This window comes from Roseiflexus sp. RS-1, from assembly GCF_000016665.1.
Classification (GTDB): Bacteria; Chloroflexota; Chloroflexia; order Chloroflexales; family Roseiflexaceae; genus Roseiflexus.
Genome location: NC_009523.1, coordinates 3,026,423 through 3,047,133, shown reverse-complemented (window position 1 = coordinate 3,047,133; position 20,711 = coordinate 3,026,423). Strand labels below are relative to the sequence as shown.

Annotated in this window: 12 protein-coding genes; 2 read left to right on the top strand and 10 right to left on the bottom strand. The window is 59.6% G+C overall.

What is annotated here, in order from left to right:
• Positions 1 to 10: 10 nt before the first annotated feature.
• The 4 genes from ROSERS_RS12710 to ROSERS_RS12695 form a co-directional block, all read right to left on the bottom strand.
• The gene (locus ROSERS_RS12710) at positions 11 to 1,117 is read right to left on the bottom strand and encodes an NAD/NADP-dependent octopine/nopaline dehydrogenase family protein (protein WP_011957181.1); all 1,107 of its coding nucleotides are present in this window, start codon (positions 1,115 to 1,117) and stop codon (positions 11 to 13) included.
• A 19-nt stretch (positions 1,118 to 1,136) separates the two neighbouring features.
• Positions 1,137 to 2,801: a cobalamin B12-binding domain-containing protein gene (locus ROSERS_RS12705; RefSeq protein WP_011957180.1), complete on the bottom strand. Its 1,665-nt coding sequence runs from the start codon at positions 2,799 to 2,801 to the stop codon at positions 1,137 to 1,139.
• Between the two features lie 912 nt (positions 2,802 to 3,713).
• Positions 3,714 to 4,391, bottom strand: coding sequence for a hypothetical protein (locus ROSERS_RS12700; RefSeq protein ID WP_011957179.1), 678 nt, complete (start codon positions 4,389 to 4,391; stop codon positions 3,714 to 3,716).
• A 19-nt stretch (positions 4,392 to 4,410) separates the two neighbouring features.
• Positions 4,411 to 5,199, bottom strand: coding sequence for a nucleoside phosphorylase (locus tag ROSERS_RS12695; RefSeq protein WP_011957178.1), 789 nt, complete (start codon positions 5,197 to 5,199; stop codon positions 4,411 to 4,413).
• A 222-nt stretch (positions 5,200 to 5,421) separates the two neighbouring features.
• Between ROSERS_RS12695 and ROSERS_RS12690 the strand changes: the two genes are divergently transcribed.
• Entirely contained in the window at positions 5,422 to 6,837 is a 1,416-nt protein-coding gene (locus tag ROSERS_RS12690; protein WP_011957177.1) for a WS/DGAT/MGAT family O-acyltransferase, read from the top strand.
• A 184-nt stretch (positions 6,838 to 7,021) separates the two neighbouring features.
• On the opposite strand, the gene ROSERS_RS12685 is transcribed toward ROSERS_RS12690, so the two are convergent.
• From ROSERS_RS12685 to ROSERS_RS12665, 5 genes are all read right to left on the bottom strand, one after another.
• Entirely contained in the window at positions 7,022 to 7,303 is a 282-nt protein-coding gene (locus ROSERS_RS12685; protein WP_041333615.1) for a PspC domain-containing protein, read from the bottom strand.
• Between the two features lie 333 nt (positions 7,304 to 7,636).
• Positions 7,637 to 9,121: a hypothetical protein gene (locus tag ROSERS_RS24200; protein WP_011957175.1), complete on the bottom strand. Its 1,485-nt coding sequence runs from the start codon at positions 9,119 to 9,121 to the stop codon at positions 7,637 to 7,639.
• A gap of 110 nt (positions 9,122 to 9,231) precedes the next feature.
• A complete protein-coding gene (locus tag ROSERS_RS12675) occupies positions 9,232 to 9,474 on the bottom strand; it encodes a hypothetical protein (protein WP_041333612.1) in 243 nt (80 codons plus the stop codon).
• Entirely contained in the window at positions 9,461 to 9,763 is a 303-nt protein-coding gene (locus ROSERS_RS12670; RefSeq protein ID WP_011957174.1) for a nucleotidyltransferase family protein, read from the bottom strand. The genes ROSERS_RS12675 and ROSERS_RS12670 overlap by 14 nt, the downstream gene beginning before the upstream one ends.
• 214 nt (positions 9,764 to 9,977) lie before the next feature.
• Positions 9,978 to 14,183 carry an alpha-amylase family glycosyl hydrolase gene (locus ROSERS_RS12665; RefSeq protein WP_011957173.1) on the bottom strand — a complete coding sequence of 1,402 codons (4,206 nt, stop codon included), beginning with the start codon at positions 14,181 to 14,183 and terminating at the stop codon, positions 9,978 to 9,980.
• Positions 14,184 to 14,567: 384 nt separating this feature from the next.
• Here ROSERS_RS12665 and ROSERS_RS12660 point away from each other — a divergent pair, with 384 nt between their 5' ends.
• On the top strand, positions 14,568 to 18,176 hold the full coding sequence (locus ROSERS_RS12660) for a carboxypeptidase regulatory-like domain-containing protein (protein ID WP_011957172.1): 3,609 nt from the start codon (positions 14,568 to 14,570) through the stop codon (positions 18,174 to 18,176).
• 196 nt (positions 18,177 to 18,372) lie between these two features.
• Here ROSERS_RS12660 and ROSERS_RS12655 read toward each other — a convergent pair whose 3' ends face one another.
• Positions 18,373 to 20,589: a heavy metal translocating P-type ATPase gene (locus ROSERS_RS12655; protein WP_011957171.1), complete on the bottom strand. Its 2,217-nt coding sequence runs from the start codon at positions 20,587 to 20,589 to the stop codon at positions 18,373 to 18,375.
• Positions 20,590 to 20,711: the final 122 nt, after the last annotated feature.

Genomic DNA, 20,711 nt, shown 5'->3' with positions numbered 1-20,711 from the left:
TATTCAACTGCTACTCCAGTGTTCCCTCCTCGACGTAGCGGGTCAATTCACTCACGCTCAAATTGGCGATGCCCAGTCGATCCAGCGTGCGTCCACGACGCCAGTAGTCGGTACGGTGAATGATACATGCCAGACGAATAATGCTGTCGATGCCAGCGACGGCAACGCCGTAGCGTTGACCGAGCGCTGCAATCGGCACCAGGCTCATCGGCACATCCTCGAAAATGTAGCGATGGTTGAGCGTCGGCGGGGCTTTGATGCCGTAGTAGCCCGGTTGGTTCTGAATGGCTTCATAGAGTGAGTCGCCAGTTGCATTGTACGCCAGCGCCAGCCACTCCTGCGCCGTGCGGGCGCGAATACCGAGCGCAGCCGCAACCGTCACCCGCTCCCGGTCGATCACTTCGAGCACGCGGGCTACCGAAGGTGTAACGCCATCGATATAGAATTGAAAATCGCCACGGGTCGACTCGATGCGTCCGGCGTTCAACAACGTTAGTGCCGGGTGAAAAATAGCGCCCATGTTGTTCAAACCGGTGCGCAATACATTGCCGCCGTCGATATACTGCGGGAATGCGTCGTGGATCACACCAAGCACATCGCTGGTGCGATACGCAGGGAGCGCCGCCAGCGGCACCGCTTCCTTGATGCGGAAAATACGCGCCTGCGCCGGACCATCCGACCGGCTGGCGTAGATGAATGTCTCCGCTTCGGCAACGGTCACATCCGCCCGGCAACGTTCATCACGCAGCACTTTAGCAACCTCGATAGCGCCGCAGGTGCGACCGGGATGCAGAATAATAATCTGCCCATCGCGCAGATGCGGCGCCATAGATCGCGCCACTTCGGCGTGCGCCGACGAAGGAACGACCACCATTGCCACATCGCAATGATCAAGCGCCTCTTTCATATCCGATGTTACCAGCGCAAGCTGGCCAAAACCGCGCGGCCCGGTTTCACCGGACTCCAGCTCAATGCCGCGGCGCTGCCGGATAGCTTCGATATGGGCGGGAGTGCGATTGTAAAGGGTTGTCTCGAAGCCCATCAGCGCCAGATGCGCTGCCATCGCCTTCCCGCCATTCCCGGCGCCGATGACGGTGTAGCGGGTTGAGGGTGCCATACATGGTTCTCCTTTTATGTCAAGTCGTTACAAGCGTCGTATGATGATCCAGAATCTGCCGGATGCGTTGCTTTTCGTCGAGCGGACGACCCTGATCATCGACCGCCACGCACATGCCGTTGATAAAGCGCGTAACGACGCGACCGGGTGCAAAGGGATTGTTGCGCAACTGGGGTGCATCGAGCAACCCGACGGCAACGGCTTTCGTCAGGGTGGCGGGATCGGACAGCGGATCGGTGACGCCCGGCGGTGCAAGTTGCGCAATCGCATCGAGGAGCAGATGCGTCTCTTCGACCAGTTGCGCTGCCCGCGCCCGCACCGCCGGATCCGCCGTCATATCGGGTTGACCGCGTAGCGCATTTTCGATAGCGCGGCGCGCCATATCGCAGGCTTCGATCACGTCATCGGCGGTTGCGGCGTGGTGTGCTTCGGTATGACCCACAACATGCACGATATGCGGACGAAGCGCCATCTGGAGGTAGATACTCGCCGAGAGGTGTGCGCGCGATGCTGCCGGATCGACCGGGTAACTCAGCAACCCGGTGCGGGTCTGCTTCCAGATGCGGAAATCCGGTCCCGCCAGCGGCGCGGTGATCTCGATCACCGCCAGCATTTTTGCCAGGTCCATGGCGTCGGAAAGACCGGGTGGGCTGTTGAACATCAACTGTGCAATGTAATCGCGCACGCCAAAGGCGCGGGCGTTGTACGCCGAGAGGTAGGCGCTGGCGACGAAGACCGTATCAGGCGCGTCGCGCATGCCCCAGTGATGCGGTTCGTTGAGTTCGACCGGGATATCGCGCTCGCCGTACCAGCGCATGATCGTCTGATGCTCACGGATCGATCCCTCCAGATCCCACGGTCCACGTCCATCCATCCGGTTGAACCAGAAGAGCGGGATGGCGCACCAGGCGATGTTGATCGTCTCGACATACAATTCCGCCAGGCGAACGAAGTCGTCGGTGCCGGAATACGTCCTCATCAAGGGGTAGTTCCCCCGCCGACTGGCAGCGTAGAGGGCGCGGTAATCGTCGGCGCTGCGCACCGGGACGCCGCCCGCTCCGGTGCGCGCCGGGTCCTGGCGTTCGGGGTGGAAGAAATTCTCCTGGGCGTCCTGATCGGTACCGAGGGAAATGACATCGAGGCGCCGCGACTCGGCGATTTTTGCAATCCCTGCGATGGTCGCCTGCATGGTCGGCAAACCAAAATGGTGCCGCAGCAGAGGGTATGGCGACTTCCAGCGAATGCGGTCAACCGTGCGTTGCGGAAAATCCGCTTCGGTTGCCGTCGCCGGGTTTTGCCCCCTGAGATACGCCAGCACCTGATCGGCAGGTTCGCTTCCGTCGAACACCTGCTCGAAAAACCCAAGCGTTGCCGCTTTTTCCGCCAGCGGCGGCGTCCCGGCGAAGGCGAAGCGCACTCCGGCAGCGTGCAGATCATCGGCAGCCTCGGCGAACCGTCCCAGCAGATGCGCGCCGGTTTCCGGCGTCAACCGGTACGATACGCCAACCAGGTCAGCCTGTTCGCGTCGCGCCGCTTCGAGAACCCGCTCGACCGGCGTCGCCGGACCGAGAAATACGGTGCGCCAGCCAGCTTCCTCTGCCAGACGCAGAAAGTTCATCACGCCTGCGACATGGACACATTCGCCAAGCGCCGCTGCAACCACCGTTTTCTGTTTTTCTGCCATGTGTTTTCTGTCGCTTTCTACGTGCTCAAAAGCACATGCTTTTGATCCCGATAGAAATTCCTGCTTTGCGGGGCGGTCGAGGGCGTGATGCTCTCGCTCCCGTGATGGGTCGCATCGCTGCATGCGAGCGAGACGCCTGCGCACCGTGTCTCTCTCCTCCGATAAGCCGGTTGACTTCAAGTCGCATCGCTGCATGCGGGCGAGACGCCCGCACCGTGTCTCTCTCCTCCGATAAGCGGGTTGACTTCAAGTCGCATCGCTGCATGCGGGCGAGACGCCCGCACCGTGTCTCTCTCCTCCGATAAGCGGGTTGACTTCAAGTCGCATCGCTGCATGTGGGCGAGACGCCCGCGCACCCAGGCGTGCCGGGGACGCGCTGCAATGCCCCGCCGTCACTGAACCAAACCTGTCGCGCACCCAGGCGTGCTGCCGTTGGGGCACGGCATGCCGTGCCCCAACACTCCAGCAGTACTCCAGAACGACCAGAGATTGCTCCGGCAGACATTCATCCTATCAATAGATTTGATAGTATTCGCACCCGATGCGCGATCCCGACGGTCAACTGCTCTGCACTTCGCTGCTGCGGGCGTGTTGTCTCAGGGAGTGCAAACTTGCTGCTCCCGCAGCGCTTCCGGGCGTATGTGCGCTATCTGCCGGCCTCGTGCCTGTTCGCGTTCTTTTCGGTCGTCTGAAAGCCCCGTCTCAGCGCTCGAAATGGAAGTCTTCCGATCGGTGCAACGGGAGGGATCGACCTCAGGTTTCACGACGGAACGCCCCTCCGCCGAACCGGGCAGGCAGACGGGGACAGGTGACCGGCTGCGCCCTTTATGCCTGCTCACTGTATGCGCCTGTATTGTACCATCAATCATCGGAGATCGGCGTTCCCGTCTCTCATACACGGATGCGGGTCGATCAGCCACGGAAGAGCAACCAGATGCCGCCGAGCAGGATAAGGAGACCAACCCCTCCGAGCACCAACCCAATAATTGGTGAGATCGACGCCGTTGTGCGCTGAAATGCAATATACCCGGCGCGCGTGCCGCCGAACATGAGTTCGGCCTCAATGGCGCGCCCTTCGACTCCATCAACGATTCGCCCGATCACCATTGCAGGACTGCCGGACTCAAAGCCAGCGTACCGTTTCGTACCCTCACCGCTAAAACTGTTCCAGCTCAGATTGTCCGACTCCTGCCATTTTACCGGCGGTTCTTCCACTCGATAGGTGTCGTTTGCCACCTGCACTGCGCCATCTTCGGTCGCAATAAGCAACGGCGGCGTCCAGCGCTCATCCTCCTTCCAATCTGGGTTGTCGTTCGCGTCGAGTCCCCGATACTCTTCGCGGATATACGCCACGAAGTTGCGGAAGCGAGTCGGGTTGCGCGGATCGATGAAGCCTTCGACGATCATCTCTGTGCCGACACTGCCGCGCTCAATGTCGCCTGCTGTCATCACCGGCAGGCGCTCGGCGCGCTCCGCCGCTTCTCGCGCCGTGCGTGCGCCAACAATGCCGATGCTGATGCCGCCGATAATGAAGAAAATCCCGGCCAGAAGCAGAACAATGGCGTTACCACGCCCTGAACAACCTCGCATAGCAGAACCTCATCGCGTACTATTGCACTCCGACGGCAAGGGTCATCGCGGCGCGCACTGCAACTGCAATTGCGCGCTCGACGGCGACCGCTTTCTGTTCGAGAACGATCGCTTCACCGGCAGTACGCTGTGCAACGATGCCACACACGCAGCCGGCGGCAAATCCGTAGACCAGTCCCATTTTGAAAAGCGTTCCGGCTTCCATTTCGTAGTTCAACACGTTCAGGCGTCGGTATTCATCGGTGATGCCGCGCAACCAGCGCAGCAGATGCGGGTTCGCCGATTCGGTGCGCTCCTGACCTTCGTAGAAGGTGTCCACCGATGCTGTCACGCCGACATAGTGCTCGATCCCTGCGGCGCGCGCGGCTTCGGCAAGTGCGACAGTCACGAATGGATCGGCGGCGGCAGGGAACTCACGCGGCGCGATGTCGTCGGCTGCGCCCTGACGACACAGCGCTGCACTGGAAATAACGATGCTGCCGGGCGGAATATGCGCTTGAATCGAACCGCTGGTGCCAACACGAATGATGGTGCGGATGCCGACCTGCACCAGTTCGTTCACGACGATACTGAGCGAAGGGGCGCCCATGCCGCTCGTGGCGGAGAGGAGCGGCGCACCGTTGGGCAATGTTCCAACATAACTGTGCAGCCCGCGGTGTTCCGAAAGCGTGCGCGCATTACTTAATGCCGTATGTGCAATCAAACGCGCGCGCTCCGGGTCGCCGCTCAGCAGCGCGATGCGCGGCGGGTTGTCTCCCAGGTCGTGGCGACCGAAACCAATGTGGTACAGGCGATCATGGGCGGTCATAGACGCTCCTTCGAGGCGGCAATCCTCGCAGCAATAACAGGTACGATCCATTAGCGCTTCCGTTGCATCAGTGCGGAGAGCAAACGGTATACTGAGCATACCCGCCCTTTTGACAATGGTCAACCCTTATCGCTCTGTGGCAACTTCTCACCTCTGCTGCTACCGCCTGTCGTGTACGATGAACCCACCGCAGTGGTTCTGGTCGCTCACGGAGGGCATACGATGGCTCAGGCTTCCCATCCTCTCAGCGCCGTCGACAGCGCCTGGTTGCATATGGACGATCCGACCAATCTGATGATGGTTACCGGAGTTGCGCTGCTCGATGGACCGATTGATGTCGAACGCTGCTACAAGACGTTTGAGTCGCGTTTGTTGTCTTTTGATCGCTTTCGCATGCGGGTGACGGATCACCGTGATGCGTTGAACGCTCCCCGGTGGGAACCTGATCCTTATTTCTCGCTCCGCTCCCATATTCACCGGGTGGCGCTGCCATCGCCCGGTGATATGACCACTCTTCAGGAATTCCTCGGTGATCTGGCAAGTACGCCGCTCGACCGCACCAAACCACTCTGGCAGGTGCATCTGGTCGAGAATGTCCTCGGTGGCTCAGCGATTGTGATGCGCTTCCATCATTGCATCGGCGACGGCACTGCCATGAACACGGTGATGCACCGGTTGATGGATACCACGCCTGATGCGCCGATCGAGCGCCCGACGCCGCACTCCAATCATGACCACACACTCGGTCCGTTGCTGGAGCCGCTTGTCTCGACGATTGAAGGAACGATCAAACTGGCGGACGATCTGGTTCACGAAGGGATGGAGTTCCTCCGTCATCCCGAACATCTGCTCGATCTACCGGCTCAGGCAGCCAGCGGGGCGCTGGCGCTGAGTCGGGTGTTGCTGCTGTCGCCCGAAACAAAGACGCCGTTCAAGGGACCGCTCGGCGTGCAAAAGCGCGTCGCCTGGTCGGCGCCTGTACCCCTGGATCAGGTGAAGCAGATCGGGAAGGTTGCTGGCGCAAAAGTGAATGACGTGCTGCTGGCAGCCGTAGCAGGGGCGCTGCGCGCCTATCTGATCGGGCGCAATTTCAAGGTGGACGGACTGGAGATCCGCGCGGTGATTCCGGTCGATCTACGACCGCCGTCGCGCGCTCACGATCTGGGGAATGAGTTCGGACTGGTCTTCCTGTCACTGCCGCTGGGAACGCCCGGTCCGGTCATGCGGCTCGCCGAGGTCAAGCAGCGGATGGAGGCGCTCAAACGCTCACCCGAAGCGTATGTCTTCTACGGTCTGCTCAATTTCTTCGGGCGCACGCCAGCGCAGGTGGAGGAGCAGGCGGTCAATCTCTTCGGCAGCAAGGCGACTGCCGTAATGACCAATGTGCGCGGTCCGACGGAGCAACTGTATCTGGCCGGCAATCGGATCAAGAACATCATGTTCTGGGTGCCGCAATCCGGGCGACTCGGCATGGGGATCAGCATTATGAGTTACTGCGGACAGGTGACGCTTGGGGTGATCACCGACACAGGGCTGGTTCCCGACCCGCAGACCATAACTGAGGCGTTCGAGCGAGAGTTCCACGTGCTCTATGATGCTATCGTGGCGAAAGAGCACGGCATCGAATCGGCTTCGTGATGCAAGTCGTTTCGATAACGAATGAGACAGAGGATGGGCACGGCATGCCGTGCCCATTCATGTTCGACAAAGCACAGTCATCACGTCCTATCGAAGGATGCAGTATGTCTCATATGTATTCGGAATGACGATGCAGTGACGGAAGGGGGAGACGGAACACTGTCCCGTCTCCCCCTTCGTATGGTTACGGTTCGCGACGGATCGGCTCACCGGTGTACGGATCGTATTTCCACTCCTCAACCGGGCGTGGGTGCTGCGGAAGTGTCGGCTGCGCCCGGATTGCGCTCTCCTCCGGCATGACGATCCACAGAATGATGTAGACCAGCGGGCTGATTCCACCGAAGAGCACTGCTACCACAAACACCAGCCGCACGATCACCGGATCGATATTGAAGTAGTTTGCCAGCCCGCCACATACGCCAGCGATCATCCGATCACTTTTGCTGCGCGCCAATTGTCCGCTCATTGAGGAACCTTCCTTTCCGTTCTTCTGTTCCTGCAATGTGTGACGAGTGCATGCGGCGGAAGGTTGCGCGTGCTGATGAATCAAATCTACTTGTTGCGCTTTCCTCGCTCTTGATGGCAGCACAAGAATTGCGCCTGGGTATATGTCTGCGTTATGGGATGAGTGCAAGTAGCACCATTTCCAGACAATGCAGGCTAGCAGTCTTGATGAAGGATGAGAACAGGCGCAAACGGGATCATGGGCTTGATATAGTTGTGCTGCGCTGTCAGTCGGTCAGGGGCGTTGAAGCTGACTTCAACCGTGCATCGAGTGGACAGCAGGCCGGGCATTCCTCTAACTATGATCGGGTGCAGCGTCTGGTCTAAATAGCTGTTCTCTCAATTTGCTGATCGTCGTCATATCTGGCGCCGTGCCACCAACGACTCGTTGAAATTCATCGATGTTGCTTGGGTTCTCGAAGTAGGTTGGTTCAGTGAGTAACACTGCTCGAACATAGCTTTCGATGCACTTGCTCTCTATGACCGCCGGGTCATGAGATACCAGTTTTGAGAAGGGAGAAGTGAAGGACGAGACTGTCAGTCCATTATCGTCCAATAAGCATCCACCTCGTACTATTGCGTTGAGTATGTCCTGCAATTGACTTTTTGATGCCTGTACCTTTTCAGCCAGAACAGATTTTACTTCAGTTATTGAGACAGGTTGATTAAGTGAACTTACCAGTGTAATCAACTCATTTATTACTTGCTGTCGATATTCTGGAACAGGACGCAGACTGGCTTTGTTAAGCAGTGTAGAAAGACCGCCTGGAGTTGCGGTAATGGTGGGATAAGATGGCGCAACGGATTCTTGATCTTGCGAAAGTCCGACAGCCGCGAGTACTGCCTTGGTGAAGTTGTTCTCGTTCGCTACGGTTATATCGTACAAACTGGTGAGGTTTTCACTGATATCTTCAGAAATGTCTAGAACAACAAGAACTGCTCTTTGCTTTGGTATTCCTAACACCTTTCTCGCATTTGAGTACTTGGCTACGTGAGTCTGATATTCTCCGGTCTTACACTCCAGCCATAAAGGCTGGTTATTCACTAAAAAAAGCACGTCAAGCTCAAAATCGTCACCATTTGGGAAGGTGATTTGTGGATTGAGCAGGCAGGTAAACTCCAGTCTGTTTTGGACGAGAAAGGAGAAGATCTTCAGGTAGATATATCGCTCGAACCATCCTCCAGTGAAGAAATTAATGACTTTTCCGACTCTTTGTGGAGCTGCGTATATCGTCTTTGTAGGCTTGTTATAGTGGTAGGATGACAAAAATGCGTATGAATACAGCATTGTGCAAAACTGGGTAGAGTCTGCTATCTCTGATTGACTGCTAGAGGATAAATTTAGTGTAACACTGCCACCCTGTGATAGACTGCGCTTGATGGATTCATAGATGCGTGACAGATTTTTGAATCTTTCCCCCAGGAACATCGCTAGCTGATCAAATACCGCATCCACCGCACTTTGTTCGCGGTAATTTTTGACAGTAATTCCCCTGGCGGTGAGCCAATCATAGACAGCTAAAGCCTTTTCTTCTTCAGTCTCGTCAGGGGAATCCACAACCTGTCCGGGTGAACCAGCTAAAACAGTCTCATCAGACCTTTCTCCTTCAGTCTTTTCGAGGGAGTCCACCACTTGTCTGGGTGAACTGGATAAAACAGTCTTTTCAGATCTTGCATAAGGCGATAATCTCAACTCACTTCTCAAAAGTTGCAGCTCCGCCGTTATGTTTTTGAGTTCCTGCAGGATTGATTCAAGAAACTGATTTTGCTCATTGCTCATAGCAGTCGCTCACTTCCTGTTTTGTTGCGCAACCTGTTGTCATATAAGACTATATATCAACACGTGATCAATGTCAAGGGGCTACCAGGCGCAGCGACCGCCAGACCTCTTCAAAATGCAGATTCATAGAGGAGTCTTTCTTCCTTGCGCGTCCGGTACAGCGCAGCGCCCTGCGTCCGGCTGCGTCGCTGGCATTCCGCCTCGGAATAGACCAGCACATCAGCTTTGACCAATGCCCACGTAAGCTGGCGATCGTGATCCAGATCACCCCGGTTACGGTGGCGAATAAATCCTACGGCCTCGCGAGCGGCATCCAGCATGTGCTGAAGTCGGATCAGATCATCCGGCTGCATACTGTACTTCTGCTTCAGCGATGACTTGACTTCGGAAATACGGACTGAGATCCTCCGGCGTGCGCAGGTCAACCGTTCGTCCTCCCAACAGCATTGAGAGTTCCTGTTCCATGCCAGCAATATCAAAGAGGGTAGGAATGCGGTCTGGCTCGAACTCGACCAGAATATCCACATCACTATCCGGCCTGAAGTCGTCCCGTAACGCTGAACCGAAGACCGCCAGCTGCCGGATGCCGTGCTTCCGGCAGAATGCTGCAATACATTCAGGAGAGAGATGGATGTTTTTCATAGCTTGATCTCCGTGTCAGGGGCACCGGATGCGCAGTCCGTTATGAGAGAGAATTGTATCACAGCGCATACGCGGTGCAAAGAGATTTCCGCCGGGACCAGGAGGCGCCAGAAAACGCTCCATCTGTCAGGAATACTATATCCGCTCAAAATGCGGCGGAGGCGGTTCAGTGCACCGCCTCCGCCACGCCGATGGATCGCCCCCGGATTGGTTTTCAGTTGCCGCACGGCGCAACATTGCGCCAGTTTGGTACGCTATCGTTCACGATCTGCACACCGCTCACACCATAGGTGAGAGTCAACTGGCGGTTGGCGATCTCGTCGCACGCCGCACCCTTCTCGACGTAATCCCACGAACCAAGGGTGTACTTGTACTCGATCTGGGTTGTCTCCTTACCGGTGAGTGTGATCGACCACTGGTTCGGACCGGTCTGGGTCAGCGCCACGCCGCCGGGATTCCACTGCGGCAGGTTGCCGTCGAGACGGTCGAGGAACCCGGCGATGTAGACTGTACTGCCTGCCGGGGTCGTGGGTGGTATAGTCACGGTAAATGTGACGCTCACCGTCCGCAGTTCGGCGGTCGCCGCGACTTCGGCGGAATTGGCGGAGCGGTTGAACGACGTATCCACCGCGCGAACGACGTAGTAGTAGGTTGCGCCCTGGGTGATGGACGTGTCGGTGTACTCGACGCCGGTGACCGTCGCAATCGTGGTGTACGGTCCGCCTGCCACGCTGCTGCGACGCACTTCGTAGCCGTAGAGGGTCGGATCGCCAGTCACCGCGTTCCAGCGCAGGGTAATGCCTGCTGGCGAAGCGGTGACGACAGTCAGACCGGTTGGCGTCGCTGGCGGCGTGGTGTCGCTGCTGGCGACGACCGTGAGTTTGCCCGCCTGTGATGGGCTGTAGCCGTTGCCGATGCCGTCCAGGTCGGCATAGGTCCATTCGCGTCCATTGGTCGTGCTGTAGCGATAAGCGTAGTCGAAATCTCCGGTTTGATCAGGCAGCAGACTGGCTTTGAACTCGTCGTTGTTGCCAGCATCGACGTTGAACTCAGCCTCGATCCAGATCCATGCGGGGTTGCCTGCCGGGTCGCTGTCGCGTGGACCATACCCGAGTTGCGCGCGCAATCCTTCCGTCGCTCCCGGACGGTTGGTAACGCCATCGATCCAGACCTGACCGAAGATCAGCGGGGTGCGGTTGATTGCGCTGATGGTGTGGGTAATCGATGGGGGCCATTGCAGGTTCGCCCATCCGATCTGGAGGCGAGGCATCGCCTGGACTTCGTTCGAGAATGCGCTTTCGTTCCCTTTCTCGTCCAGGGATGTGACGACGTAGAAGTAGTCGCGCGCATTGCGCAGCCCGGCGTCGGTGTAGGCGGTTGCGCTCAGCGGCGCATTGTTGACCTTCACGAAACCGCCGCCGCTCAACGGACTGCGGTAGAGGTTGTATCCGGCTGCACCGGGGACGCTGTTCCACGCCAGGCTTACCTGCCCGTCGCCCTCACCCGTCACCCGCAGGCTGGTCGGAACCGGCGGCGGCGTCAGATCGGCAAGGTAACTGGTCAGCAGCACGGCGCTCATCGGGTTGAGCGTCACCCGCACTGTGCCGTTCTGAACATTCAGCCAGTCCTTCAACTGGTCATTGGCAACGCAGTACGAAGGGAAGAAAGCCGTACCGTCGGGAACAACGCCAGCGACCGGAATATCAACCGTGCGCGATTGCGAACTGCGATTGATCGCCACAATTGCCGCGTCATCGCCGCTGATGCGCGCATAGGCAACCGTTCCGGCAGCATCGTCTGCCATCAGGAAGCGGAGATTGCCGGCGTGCAGCGAGCGGTAGTGATGGCGGATGCGCGCCAGGTCGCTGTAGTGACGCAGCAGCGATCGATCGGGATTCCCGCCGGTCTCCACCCACGGATAGGTGCGCCGGTCATCGGGATCGTCATCGCCGGTGACGCCAACCTCATCGCCGTAGTAGATCGTCGGAGCGCCGGGCATGGTGAACTGAATGAGCGAAGCGATCCGCAGGCGTTGTTTGCCGTTCGCCAGATTGGCGGCGTTGAACTCCTTATCGGCGCGGGTCTCGGCGCCCGGCGTCAACGTCCACAGGATGCGCTCGGTGTCGTGGCTGCCGACCAGGTTCATCAGCGTCAGATAGGCAGCGTCGGGGTAGTCTTCACGAATGGAACTGATACGGTTGGCGAACTCCGACGGCGTGATCTGGCGTCCGCTGTCGGCGAACCCTTTCGAGTCGAAAGGTCCTGGCGTCAGCAAGCCGATGATCGCATCGCGCAGACGGTAGTTCATCGTTGTGTCGGCAGTATCGCCGCGCAGATGTCGGAGCAGCGTGCTATCTTTCTGCCACAACTCGCCGATGATCAGCGCATCGTGGCGCGTTTCGCGCACCACCGTGCGGAAGGTGGTCCAGTAGTCCGGCGGGAAGGACGAATCACCCATCACATCGAGGCGCCATCCGCTCGCTCCCTGGCGCAACCAGTAGCGCGACACGCTGTTCGGTCCGATCACGAAATAGTTCAGCACCGCCGGATTTTCTTTCCGTATCTCCGGAATGCTGTCGAAGCCAAACCAGCCGACGTAGTAGGTATCGTCGCCGCCTGGAGTCGATGGCGCACAGGGTGACGGTTCGCCCGGTCCGGGTCGGCGGAAACGGAACCAGTCGCGGTAGGGCGATGCAGCCGACTCACACGCGCCGAGGGTGGCGTAGTACCCGTAGCGGTCGAACTGCGGACTATCCGATGACATGTGGTTGAAGACGCTATCGACGATCACGCGGATGCCGCGCCGTTCCGCCTCGCGCACCAGACGCCGGAAGTCGGCGAGTGTGCCGAGCGCCGGATCGATGCGGAAGTAGTCGTAGGTATCGTAGCGGTGGTTCGACTTCGCGTGGAAGATCGGGTTGAAATAGATCACCGTCACGCCGAGATTCTTCAGGTAATCGAGCCGGCCGATCACACCGCGCAGATCACCGCCATAGTAGTCGCGTCCACGTGGACTCTCCTTCGTTGGACTCCATGACGGCGGCGTGTCGTCGAAGCGCCACGGGCAGTTGGTGGCGGCGTCGCTGTAGTTGCGGCAGTATCCCTCAGGCAACTCCCCCCACGGCAGCGCGATGACCGGATCGTCATACCGGCTGTCGCCGGTGCGCGGGTCGTTGCGCGGGTCGCCATTGCGGAAGCGATCCGGGAAGATCTGGTAGATCACGGCGTTCTTCGCCCACTCCGGCACGGTAAACGCCGGATCGTAGAACATCAGCGCCCAACTGTGATCCTCCTGATCGTCGGTCATTCCGCCCAAACCGCCATCGAGCGCAGGGGTATTGTCGTCGTAATAATCTGTATCGCTGCCATCGGTCACAATGAACCGATACCAGAGATTATTCGGCGACGCCTCGTTGAGTGTCACCTCCCAGAAGTCACAGGTTTTACCGTCAAGACCTTCCTGATAGCACGCCACGTCGGTTGCGGCAGGCGCCATATCGTAAAACCGTTGCGCGCTGGCATTCAGGTCGTACACCCGCAGACGAACCGACGTCACATCGTTGTGGAAGGTGCGCAGACGGATGGTGACCGGCGTCCCGGCTGGAACCGCTCCACCCGGCGTGCGGTAGAGCGGATCGCGCGAGTCGTGGCGCACGCCATCCCACTCGACATTGTTATCCGGCTGCGCCCCGGAGCTGACGACCGTCACCGACGGCGTGTTGGTCGCCGAAACGAACCTGAACGTCACCCGATAGCCAGGTGCAGGCACACTGAACGGAATATTCGCCCCGCCAGGAGTGCTGCCAGCACCGTAGTTTTCGCTCCAATTCTCATCGATGGCGATCTTGAACTGGTAATGACCGGCGGGCAGACCGGTTACCGTCGCACTGAAGGTTCCATCGCCATCAGGGTCCTGCAACCAGGAGCGCAAACAATCCGGTTGCCAGTCGCCAGGGCAACCCAGTTCGCTCTGGTAGTCGCCGGGCGCGGTGACGATGCGGGTATTGCGGTTGCTGGTGACCCAGTGCGTTTCGTGGTCGTAGTAGAACCTGACAGGGGCGGGTGAACTGAGTGACAGGGCAATGTTGGAACCATTGCGCTGCGCATTCGCGCCATAGTTTTCGTCCCATGATCCATTCAGCGCTGCCTTGTACTCCCATGAGCCAGCAGGAATTGTAAAGGTCGCCTGCCAGACCTGATCAGTTGCATCGTACACCAGGCGGGTGACGGTGCATTCAGGCTGCCAGTCGCCGGGGCAACCCAGTTCACTCTGAAAACTGCCGGCAATTGTGACCGATGCGGGTGTGGGAGTGTCGGAGGCGCGCACCACACGTGGTGCGCCGGGGAGAGCGAAGGTAGCGATAACCAGACCAAACAGGGCGAACAGCGCAGTCCAGCGGTAGCGACGATCGTGGCTCATTCGTAGCTCCTTTGCTCGAGCGGATAACAAGGGGCAACCGCCCCAGGAAGCATGCCGCCATCCAACGCACATGATCGAGCGCGTGGCGCTAAAAAAGCGCAGCACCACCTCTACCGCAACCTGCCTGCGAACGTACGTCACGGATCGCGTGCAGATGCGCTATATGCGTTGACGACCGATTGATGTCCCTGGATGCGCCGAGTATAGCACAACCGACTAAACCGGTCAAGAGGAAAGTGAACAGTACCGGTACTACCGGAAAAATAGGAACATCGTCTCAGTTCCAAGGCGCTTGACAGCCCTCTACAATCATTTTTGAACAATAAGGCATTCCGCCGCCAGCATGCGACACTGCCGCTTCGTCTTACCAGGAGGAACGTCGTTATGCTCGTCGTCGCTCACTTCCGCAGACTGGCAGGCATGCTCACCTTCCTGAGCATCTCCCTCGCGCTACTCGTTCTTCCATCGCTGGTGCAATCATCGTCGCACGATGTCATCGTCACGCTGGATCATGATGGAACCAGGATTACCCTGACCGATGGGCAACGCCTGATCGTCAAACTGGAGGGACATCCCGCAACCGGCTACGTTTGGGATAGTGAACAATCGTCGTCGTTATTGCAACCGCTGGGCGACCCGGTATTCGAGGCGCCGTCTCCGACGGGAGGGGAAACGGGCGCACCGGCATTGCAGGTGTTGACGTTCCTGCCGGTACGCGCCGGGGAAGAGACGCTCACCCTGGTCTACCGCCGACCGTGGGATCGCGCTGTTCAGCGCACCTTCAGCATTCGGGTCGAAACCCTCGGTCGCTTCACCGTCCTGTCGCCTGCGGCGCAACCGTCATCCGGTTCCACACCTCCACCGGTGGTGATGGGGGCACAGGAGGGTTTGCCCGCAGCCTTCAACTGGTGTGATCAGGGCGCCTGCACGCCGGTGAAAGATCAGGGGGTATGCGGATCCTGCTGGGCATTCGCCACGACGGGGGTGGTCGAGTCCGCGCTCAAGCGCATCGATGGCGTCGAACGCGATCTGTCGGAGCAGTACCTGATCTCGGCGGGAACACACGGTACGTGTAATGGAGGGGGACCGGCATATGACCTGTTCATCGGTGATCTTCCAGCGCATCAAACAGAGGCGGGCGCCGTCTATGAAAGCGACCTTCCGTACCTTGGTCAGGATGTGCCGCTCACCCGCGCACTGCCCCACCACGAACGTCTCCTGGCGTGGAACCAGGTCTTCAATGCCGACATCGCTACCATCAAGCGCATCATCTATGAGCACGGTCCGGTGTCCGCCTATGTCTGCGCGGGTTCGCGCTTTATGTGGTACCGATCAGGAGTCTTCGAGACCGATGAGTCAGCCGCATGCAACGGAGGCATCAACCATGCAGTGGTGCTGGTGGGATGGGACGATAGCAGAGGCAGTCGGGGCGCGTGGCGTCTGCGCAACTCGTGGGGCAGCATGTGGGGTGAAGGCGGATATATGTGGATCGGCTACGGGGTGTCGGGTATCGGTCGACGGATCGACTATGCGTACTATGATCGCCTGGCGCCGGGCACGTCCGCGATTTCGGGACAGGTAACGTCGCTGGGGAGTGGCATAGCGAATGTTGTGGTGTCTGATGGCGTCCGGAGTGCATTCACCGATCAGTATGGCATGTACGTTGTGAAGCATGTTCCTCCGGGCACATATACCCTCACTCCATCGCGCAGCAGTCTCGTCTTTTCTCCATCCAGCCGCACGGTGACTATCAACGCGGGCAGAAATCTGAATCGGCAGGACTTTGCGATCCTTCCAACCTACACCGTCAGCGGGCAGGTGACCGATGGCGCAGGGAACGGCATCGCAGGCGTGACCATCTCTGATGGAACGCGCAGCGCCACAACTGATGCCCAGGGGCGCTATGCTCTGACGAATGTGCCGCAAGGCGGGTATTGGCTCACTCCATCCCACAATACCTATGTGTTCAATCCGACTCAACGCTGGATCACGGTTAATGGCGATCTCAACGGGCAGGATTTTGTCGCAACCTGTCTCTCCTGCACCATCAGCGGGCGGGTGACCGATGGCGCCGGAAACGGCATCGCAGGCGTTACCATCTCTAATGGGACGCGCAGCGCCACGACCGATGCCCAGGGGCGCTATGCCTTGAACGTACCGCCGGGCGAGTATTGGCTCGTGCCGTCTCGCAACGGCTACACGTTCAATCCAGAGCGGCGCCGGATTACAGTCAACCGCCATCTGAGCGGGCAGGATTTCACGGCGACCCTTGCGACCTATGTCATTCGCGGGCGGGTGACCGATAGCGCAGGGAACGGCATCGCAGGCGTGACCATCTCCGATGGAACGCGCAGCGCCACGACCGATGCCCAGGGGCGCTATGCTCTGACGAATGTGCCGCAAGGCGGGTATTGGCTCACTCCATCCCACAATACCTATGTGTTCAATCCGACTCAACGCTGGATCACGGTTAATGGCGATCTCAACGGACAGGATTTCACGGCGACCCTCGTGACCTATGTCATTCGCGGGCGGGTGACCGATAGCACAGGGAACGGCATCGCAGGCGTGACCATCTCTGATGGAACGCGCAGCGCCACAACTGATGCCCAGGGGCGCTATGCTCTGACGAATGTGCCGCAAGGCGGGTATTGGCTCACTCCATCCCACAATACCTATGTGTTCAATCCGACTCAACGCTGGATCACGGTTAATGGCGATCTCAACGGACAGGATTTCACGGCGACCCTCGTGACCTATGTCATTCGCGGGCGGGTGACCGATAGCACAGGGAACGGCATCGCAGGCGTGACCATCTCTGATGGAACGCGCAGCGCCACAACTGATGCCCAGGGGCGCTATGCTCTGACGAATGTGCCGCAAGGCGGGTATTGGCTCACTCCATCCCACAATACCTATGTGTTCAATCCGACTCAACGCTGGATCACGGTTAATGGCGATCTCAACGGGCAGGATTTTGTCGCAACCTGTCTCTCCTGCACCATCAGCGGGCGGGTGACCGATAGCGCCGGAAACGGCATCGCAGGCGTTACCATCTCTAATGGGACGCGCAGCGCCACGACCGATGCCCAGGGGCGCTATGCCTTGAACGTACCGCCGGGCGAGTATTGGCTCGTGCCGTCTCGCAACGGCTACACGTTCAATCCAGAGCGGCGCCGGATTACAGTCAACCGCCATCTGAGCGGGCAGGATTTCACGGCGACCCTTGCGACCTATGTCATTCGCGGGCGGGTGACCGATAGCGCCGGAAACGGCATCGCAGGCGTGACCATCTCCGATGGAACGCGCAGCGCCACGACCGATGCGCAGGGCTTCTACGCGCTGAGCGGCGTCCCGGCGGGCGCATACACGCTCACTCCATCCCGCGACGGGTACGCTTTCGCGCCCGCCTCGCGCACCGTGACGGTCACCGGCGAAGTGAGCGGGCAGGATTTCACGGCGACCCTCGTGACCTACGCGATTCGCGGGCGGGTAACCGACGGCGCGGGGAACGGCGTGGCAGGGGTGACCATCTCTGACGGCACGCGCAGCGCCACGACCGATGCGCAGGGCTTCTACGCGCTGAGCGGCGTCCCAGCGGGCGCATACACGCTCACTCCATCCCGCGACGGGTACGCCTTTGCGCCCGCCTCGCGCACTGTGACGGTCACCGGCGACCTGAGCGGGCAGGATTTCACGGCGACCCTCGTGACCTACGCGATTCGCGGGCGGGTAACCGACGGCGCGGGGAACGGCGTGGCAGGGGTGACCATCTCTGACGGCACGCGCAGCGCCACGACCGATGCGCAGGGCTTCTACGCGCTGAGCGGCGTCCCGGCGGGCGCATACACGCTTACCCCTTCGCTTGACGGGTACGCCTTCGCGCCCGCCTCGCGCACCGTGACGGTCGCTGGCGATCTGAGCGGGCAGGATTTCACGGTCTCTTCTTCAGCCGGGCAGTACCGGGTATTCCTGCCGCTGACCGTTCGCTAGAGCATAGAACCGCCTGCGTGCCGGGTGCGCGGGCGTCCCGCTCATGTGCCCCTCATCCCCCCGACTCCCTTCTTCCACAAGAAGGGGGAGTTGGGGCGTCCTGATGGCTGAAACGGGAGAAAGAACAAAGAACCTGCCTCTGAAAGCGCATACGCTCCCGGCATGCGCGCTCAACGCGAGTGTTCTGAAAGGGTTTTCACGCCTCTCCCTGGTGGCGCATCCCCAGCAACCGCAGACCGTTCAACGTTACCAGCAGCGATGTCCCCATATCGGCGAACACCGCCATCCACATGGTACTCCAGCCTGCTGCAACAATCACCAGAAACACCGCCTTGACGGCAATGCTAAAGGCGACATTGACCATAATTGTGCGGCGTGTGGCGCGCGCCAGCTCGAACACGAATGGCAGGCGGCGCAGGTCATCGCTCATCAGAGTGACATCAGCGGTTTCCATTGCCTGATTCGTTCCGCCGTGCGCCGCACCGATGGCAATGCCGACAGTTGCCGATGCCAGGGCGGGAGTATCGTTGATGCCGTCGCCGACCATTGCCACAGCGCCGTAGGTGGCGCGGAGGTTTTCGACCATCTGCGCTTTGTATTCGGGGAGCACTTCAGCACGCACATCATCGATGCCAGCGTCGGCGGCGATGGCCTGCGCCGTTTCACGGCGGTCGCCGGTGAGCATGACGGCGTGTTGAATCCCTGCTCGTCTCAGGCGCGCAATCGCTTCGCGGGCTTCAGGGCGAATGGCGTCGGCGACGCTCAGCATACCGGCGAACGTCCCATCGATGCTGACCATCAGCGGCGTGCGACCGGCGCCAGCGTCCCGTTCCGCGCGATCACAGAAGGCGAGCGGGTGAGGCGCTGTTTCATCGAAGTAACGATGGCTGCCGATGAGGACCGTGCGCCCATTCACATCCCCCACAATCCCGTGACCCGGCAGCGCCGTGACGGATGTGGCGCGTGGCGCGTTCTGCATGACTCCCCGCACGCGGGCGGCATCGACAATCGCGTGCGCCAGGGGATGTTCGGAGCGTTGCTCGACGGCGCAGGCAAGTTCGAGCAGCGTTGTGCATGCGTCGCAACGTGCATCCTCGTTCTGTTCCGGCTCGCGGCATTCCACCGAGCGTACTGCAACGAGCACCGGTCTGCCCGTGGTCAGGGTGCCGGTTTTATCGAATGCGACAGCGCGCACCTTGCCAAGCGCCTCCAGCGCCGCACCGCCTTTGATCAGCACGCCAGCGCGCGCTGCAGCGCTCAACGCACTGACCACGCTCACCGGCGTGCTGATGACGAGCGCGCAGGGACAGGCGACGACCAGAAGCGCCAGACTACGGTAGAACCAGCCGAATTCGTCCGGCGACGGGTTCCAGAACGGTTGCCCGAACAGCAGCGGCGGGATGACGGCGATCAGCGCAGCAATGGCAACCACTGCCGGCGTATACCATCCTGCAAAGCGATCAATCAGGCGCTGCACGGGCGCACGGCGATCCTGCGCCTCCTGCACCAGGCGGATCATGCGACTGATCGTGTTGTCGCTTGCCAGATGCGTGACAATCACCTCGATCACGCCTTCGCCGTTGATGCTCCCGGCATACACTTCCGCTCCCGGCGTCTTGACGACCGGCACACTCTCGCCGGTGATCGGCGCCTGGTTGATATGCGTCGCGCCGCTGCGCACGACGCCATCCATCGGCACACGCTCGCCAGGGCGCACAACGATGACGTCGCCAACCTTCAGTTCGGCGACCGGCGTCCTTGTTTCATATCCGTCGCGGAGGCGCAGAGCAGTTTCAGGAACAAGCGTCATCAGCGAACGAATGGCATCGCGTGCGCGCGCAGCGGTAAACCCTTCGATCGCCTCGCCAATGGCAAATAATACCATAACCAGGGCAGCTTCGACATGCGCTCCAATGATCACCGCCCCAATTGCGGCAATGGTCATCAGCGCATTGATCGAGATCGTGCGACTGCGGACGAGTGAACGCCAGGCGCTGCGCGCGATCGGCAGACCGGCGGCAATCAGCGCAGCAAATGCCAGGGCGTCGATCCAGAAGGCGCGCCATCCGAGCAGTTCATGCAGGACAACGCCTGGAACGATCATTATTGCGCCGATCAGCGCCAGGCGCGTTTCAAGGCGTTGCCACATGAACTCAACAAACGACACCGATGCGTCGGGGGTCGTCGGCGTTACACCGTCGTTTTCCAGCAGCGTCGCCTCATACCCCAGCGAACGCACATACGTAATAATTGCATCAGGTTCGACGGCGCCGCGCACACGGAGCCGACCGGTCGTCGCGTTGAGTTCGCACGCCTCGACGCCATCGAGACGAGCGACGCTCACCTCGATGGTGTTCGCGCAATGCGCGCAGTCGATGCCGTGAATGGCGAAGATGTAGTTGCGTGTCTGCATCTCCTTGTTCCGTGTAGTCGTGAGACCTCACAACGTTGGTTCTCGGTTCTCAGTTCTCAGTTCTCAGTTCTTAGTTCTCATTTCTCAGTTCTCAGTTCTTAGTTCTCAGTTCTCAGTTCCCA

Coding starts and splice junctions, on each gene's coding strand:
- ROSERS_RS12710 (WP_011957181.1), bottom strand. CDS start 1,117: ATGGCACCCTCAACCCGCTACACCGTCATCGGCGCCGGGAATGGCGGG.
- ROSERS_RS12655 (WP_011957171.1), bottom strand. CDS start 20,589: ATGCAGACACGCAACTACATCTTCGCCATTCACGGCATCGACTGCGCG.
- ROSERS_RS12690 (WP_011957177.1), top strand. CDS start 5,422: ATGGCTCAGGCTTCCCATCCTCTCAGCGCCGTCGACAGCGCCTGGTTG.
- ROSERS_RS12665 (WP_011957173.1), bottom strand. CDS start 14,183: ATGAGCCACGATCGTCGCTACCGCTGGACTGCGCTGTTCGCCCTGTTT.
- ROSERS_RS12700 (WP_011957179.1), bottom strand. CDS start 4,391: ATGCGAGGTTGTTCAGGGCGTGGTAACGCCATTGTTCTGCTTCTGGCC.
- ROSERS_RS12660 (WP_011957172.1), top strand. CDS start 14,568: ATGCTCGTCGTCGCTCACTTCCGCAGACTGGCAGGCATGCTCACCTTC.
- ROSERS_RS12675 (WP_041333612.1), bottom strand. CDS start 9,474: ATGCAGCCGGATGATCTGATCCGACTTCAGCACATGCTGGATGCCGCT.
- ROSERS_RS12685 (WP_041333615.1), bottom strand. CDS start 7,303: ATGAGCGGACAATTGGCGCGCAGCAAAAGTGATCGGATGATCGCTGGC.
- ROSERS_RS12695 (WP_011957178.1), bottom strand. CDS start 5,199: ATGACCGCCCATGATCGCCTGTACCACATTGGTTTCGGTCGCCACGAC.
- ROSERS_RS24200 (WP_011957175.1), bottom strand. CDS start 9,121: ATGAGCAATGAGCAAAATCAGTTTCTTGAATCAATCCTGCAGGAACTC.
- ROSERS_RS12705 (WP_011957180.1), bottom strand. CDS start 2,801: ATGGCAGAAAAACAGAAAACGGTGGTTGCAGCGGCGCTTGGCGAATGT.
- ROSERS_RS12670 (WP_011957174.1), bottom strand. CDS start 9,763: ATGAAAAACATCCATCTCTCTCCTGAATGTATTGCAGCATTCTGCCGG.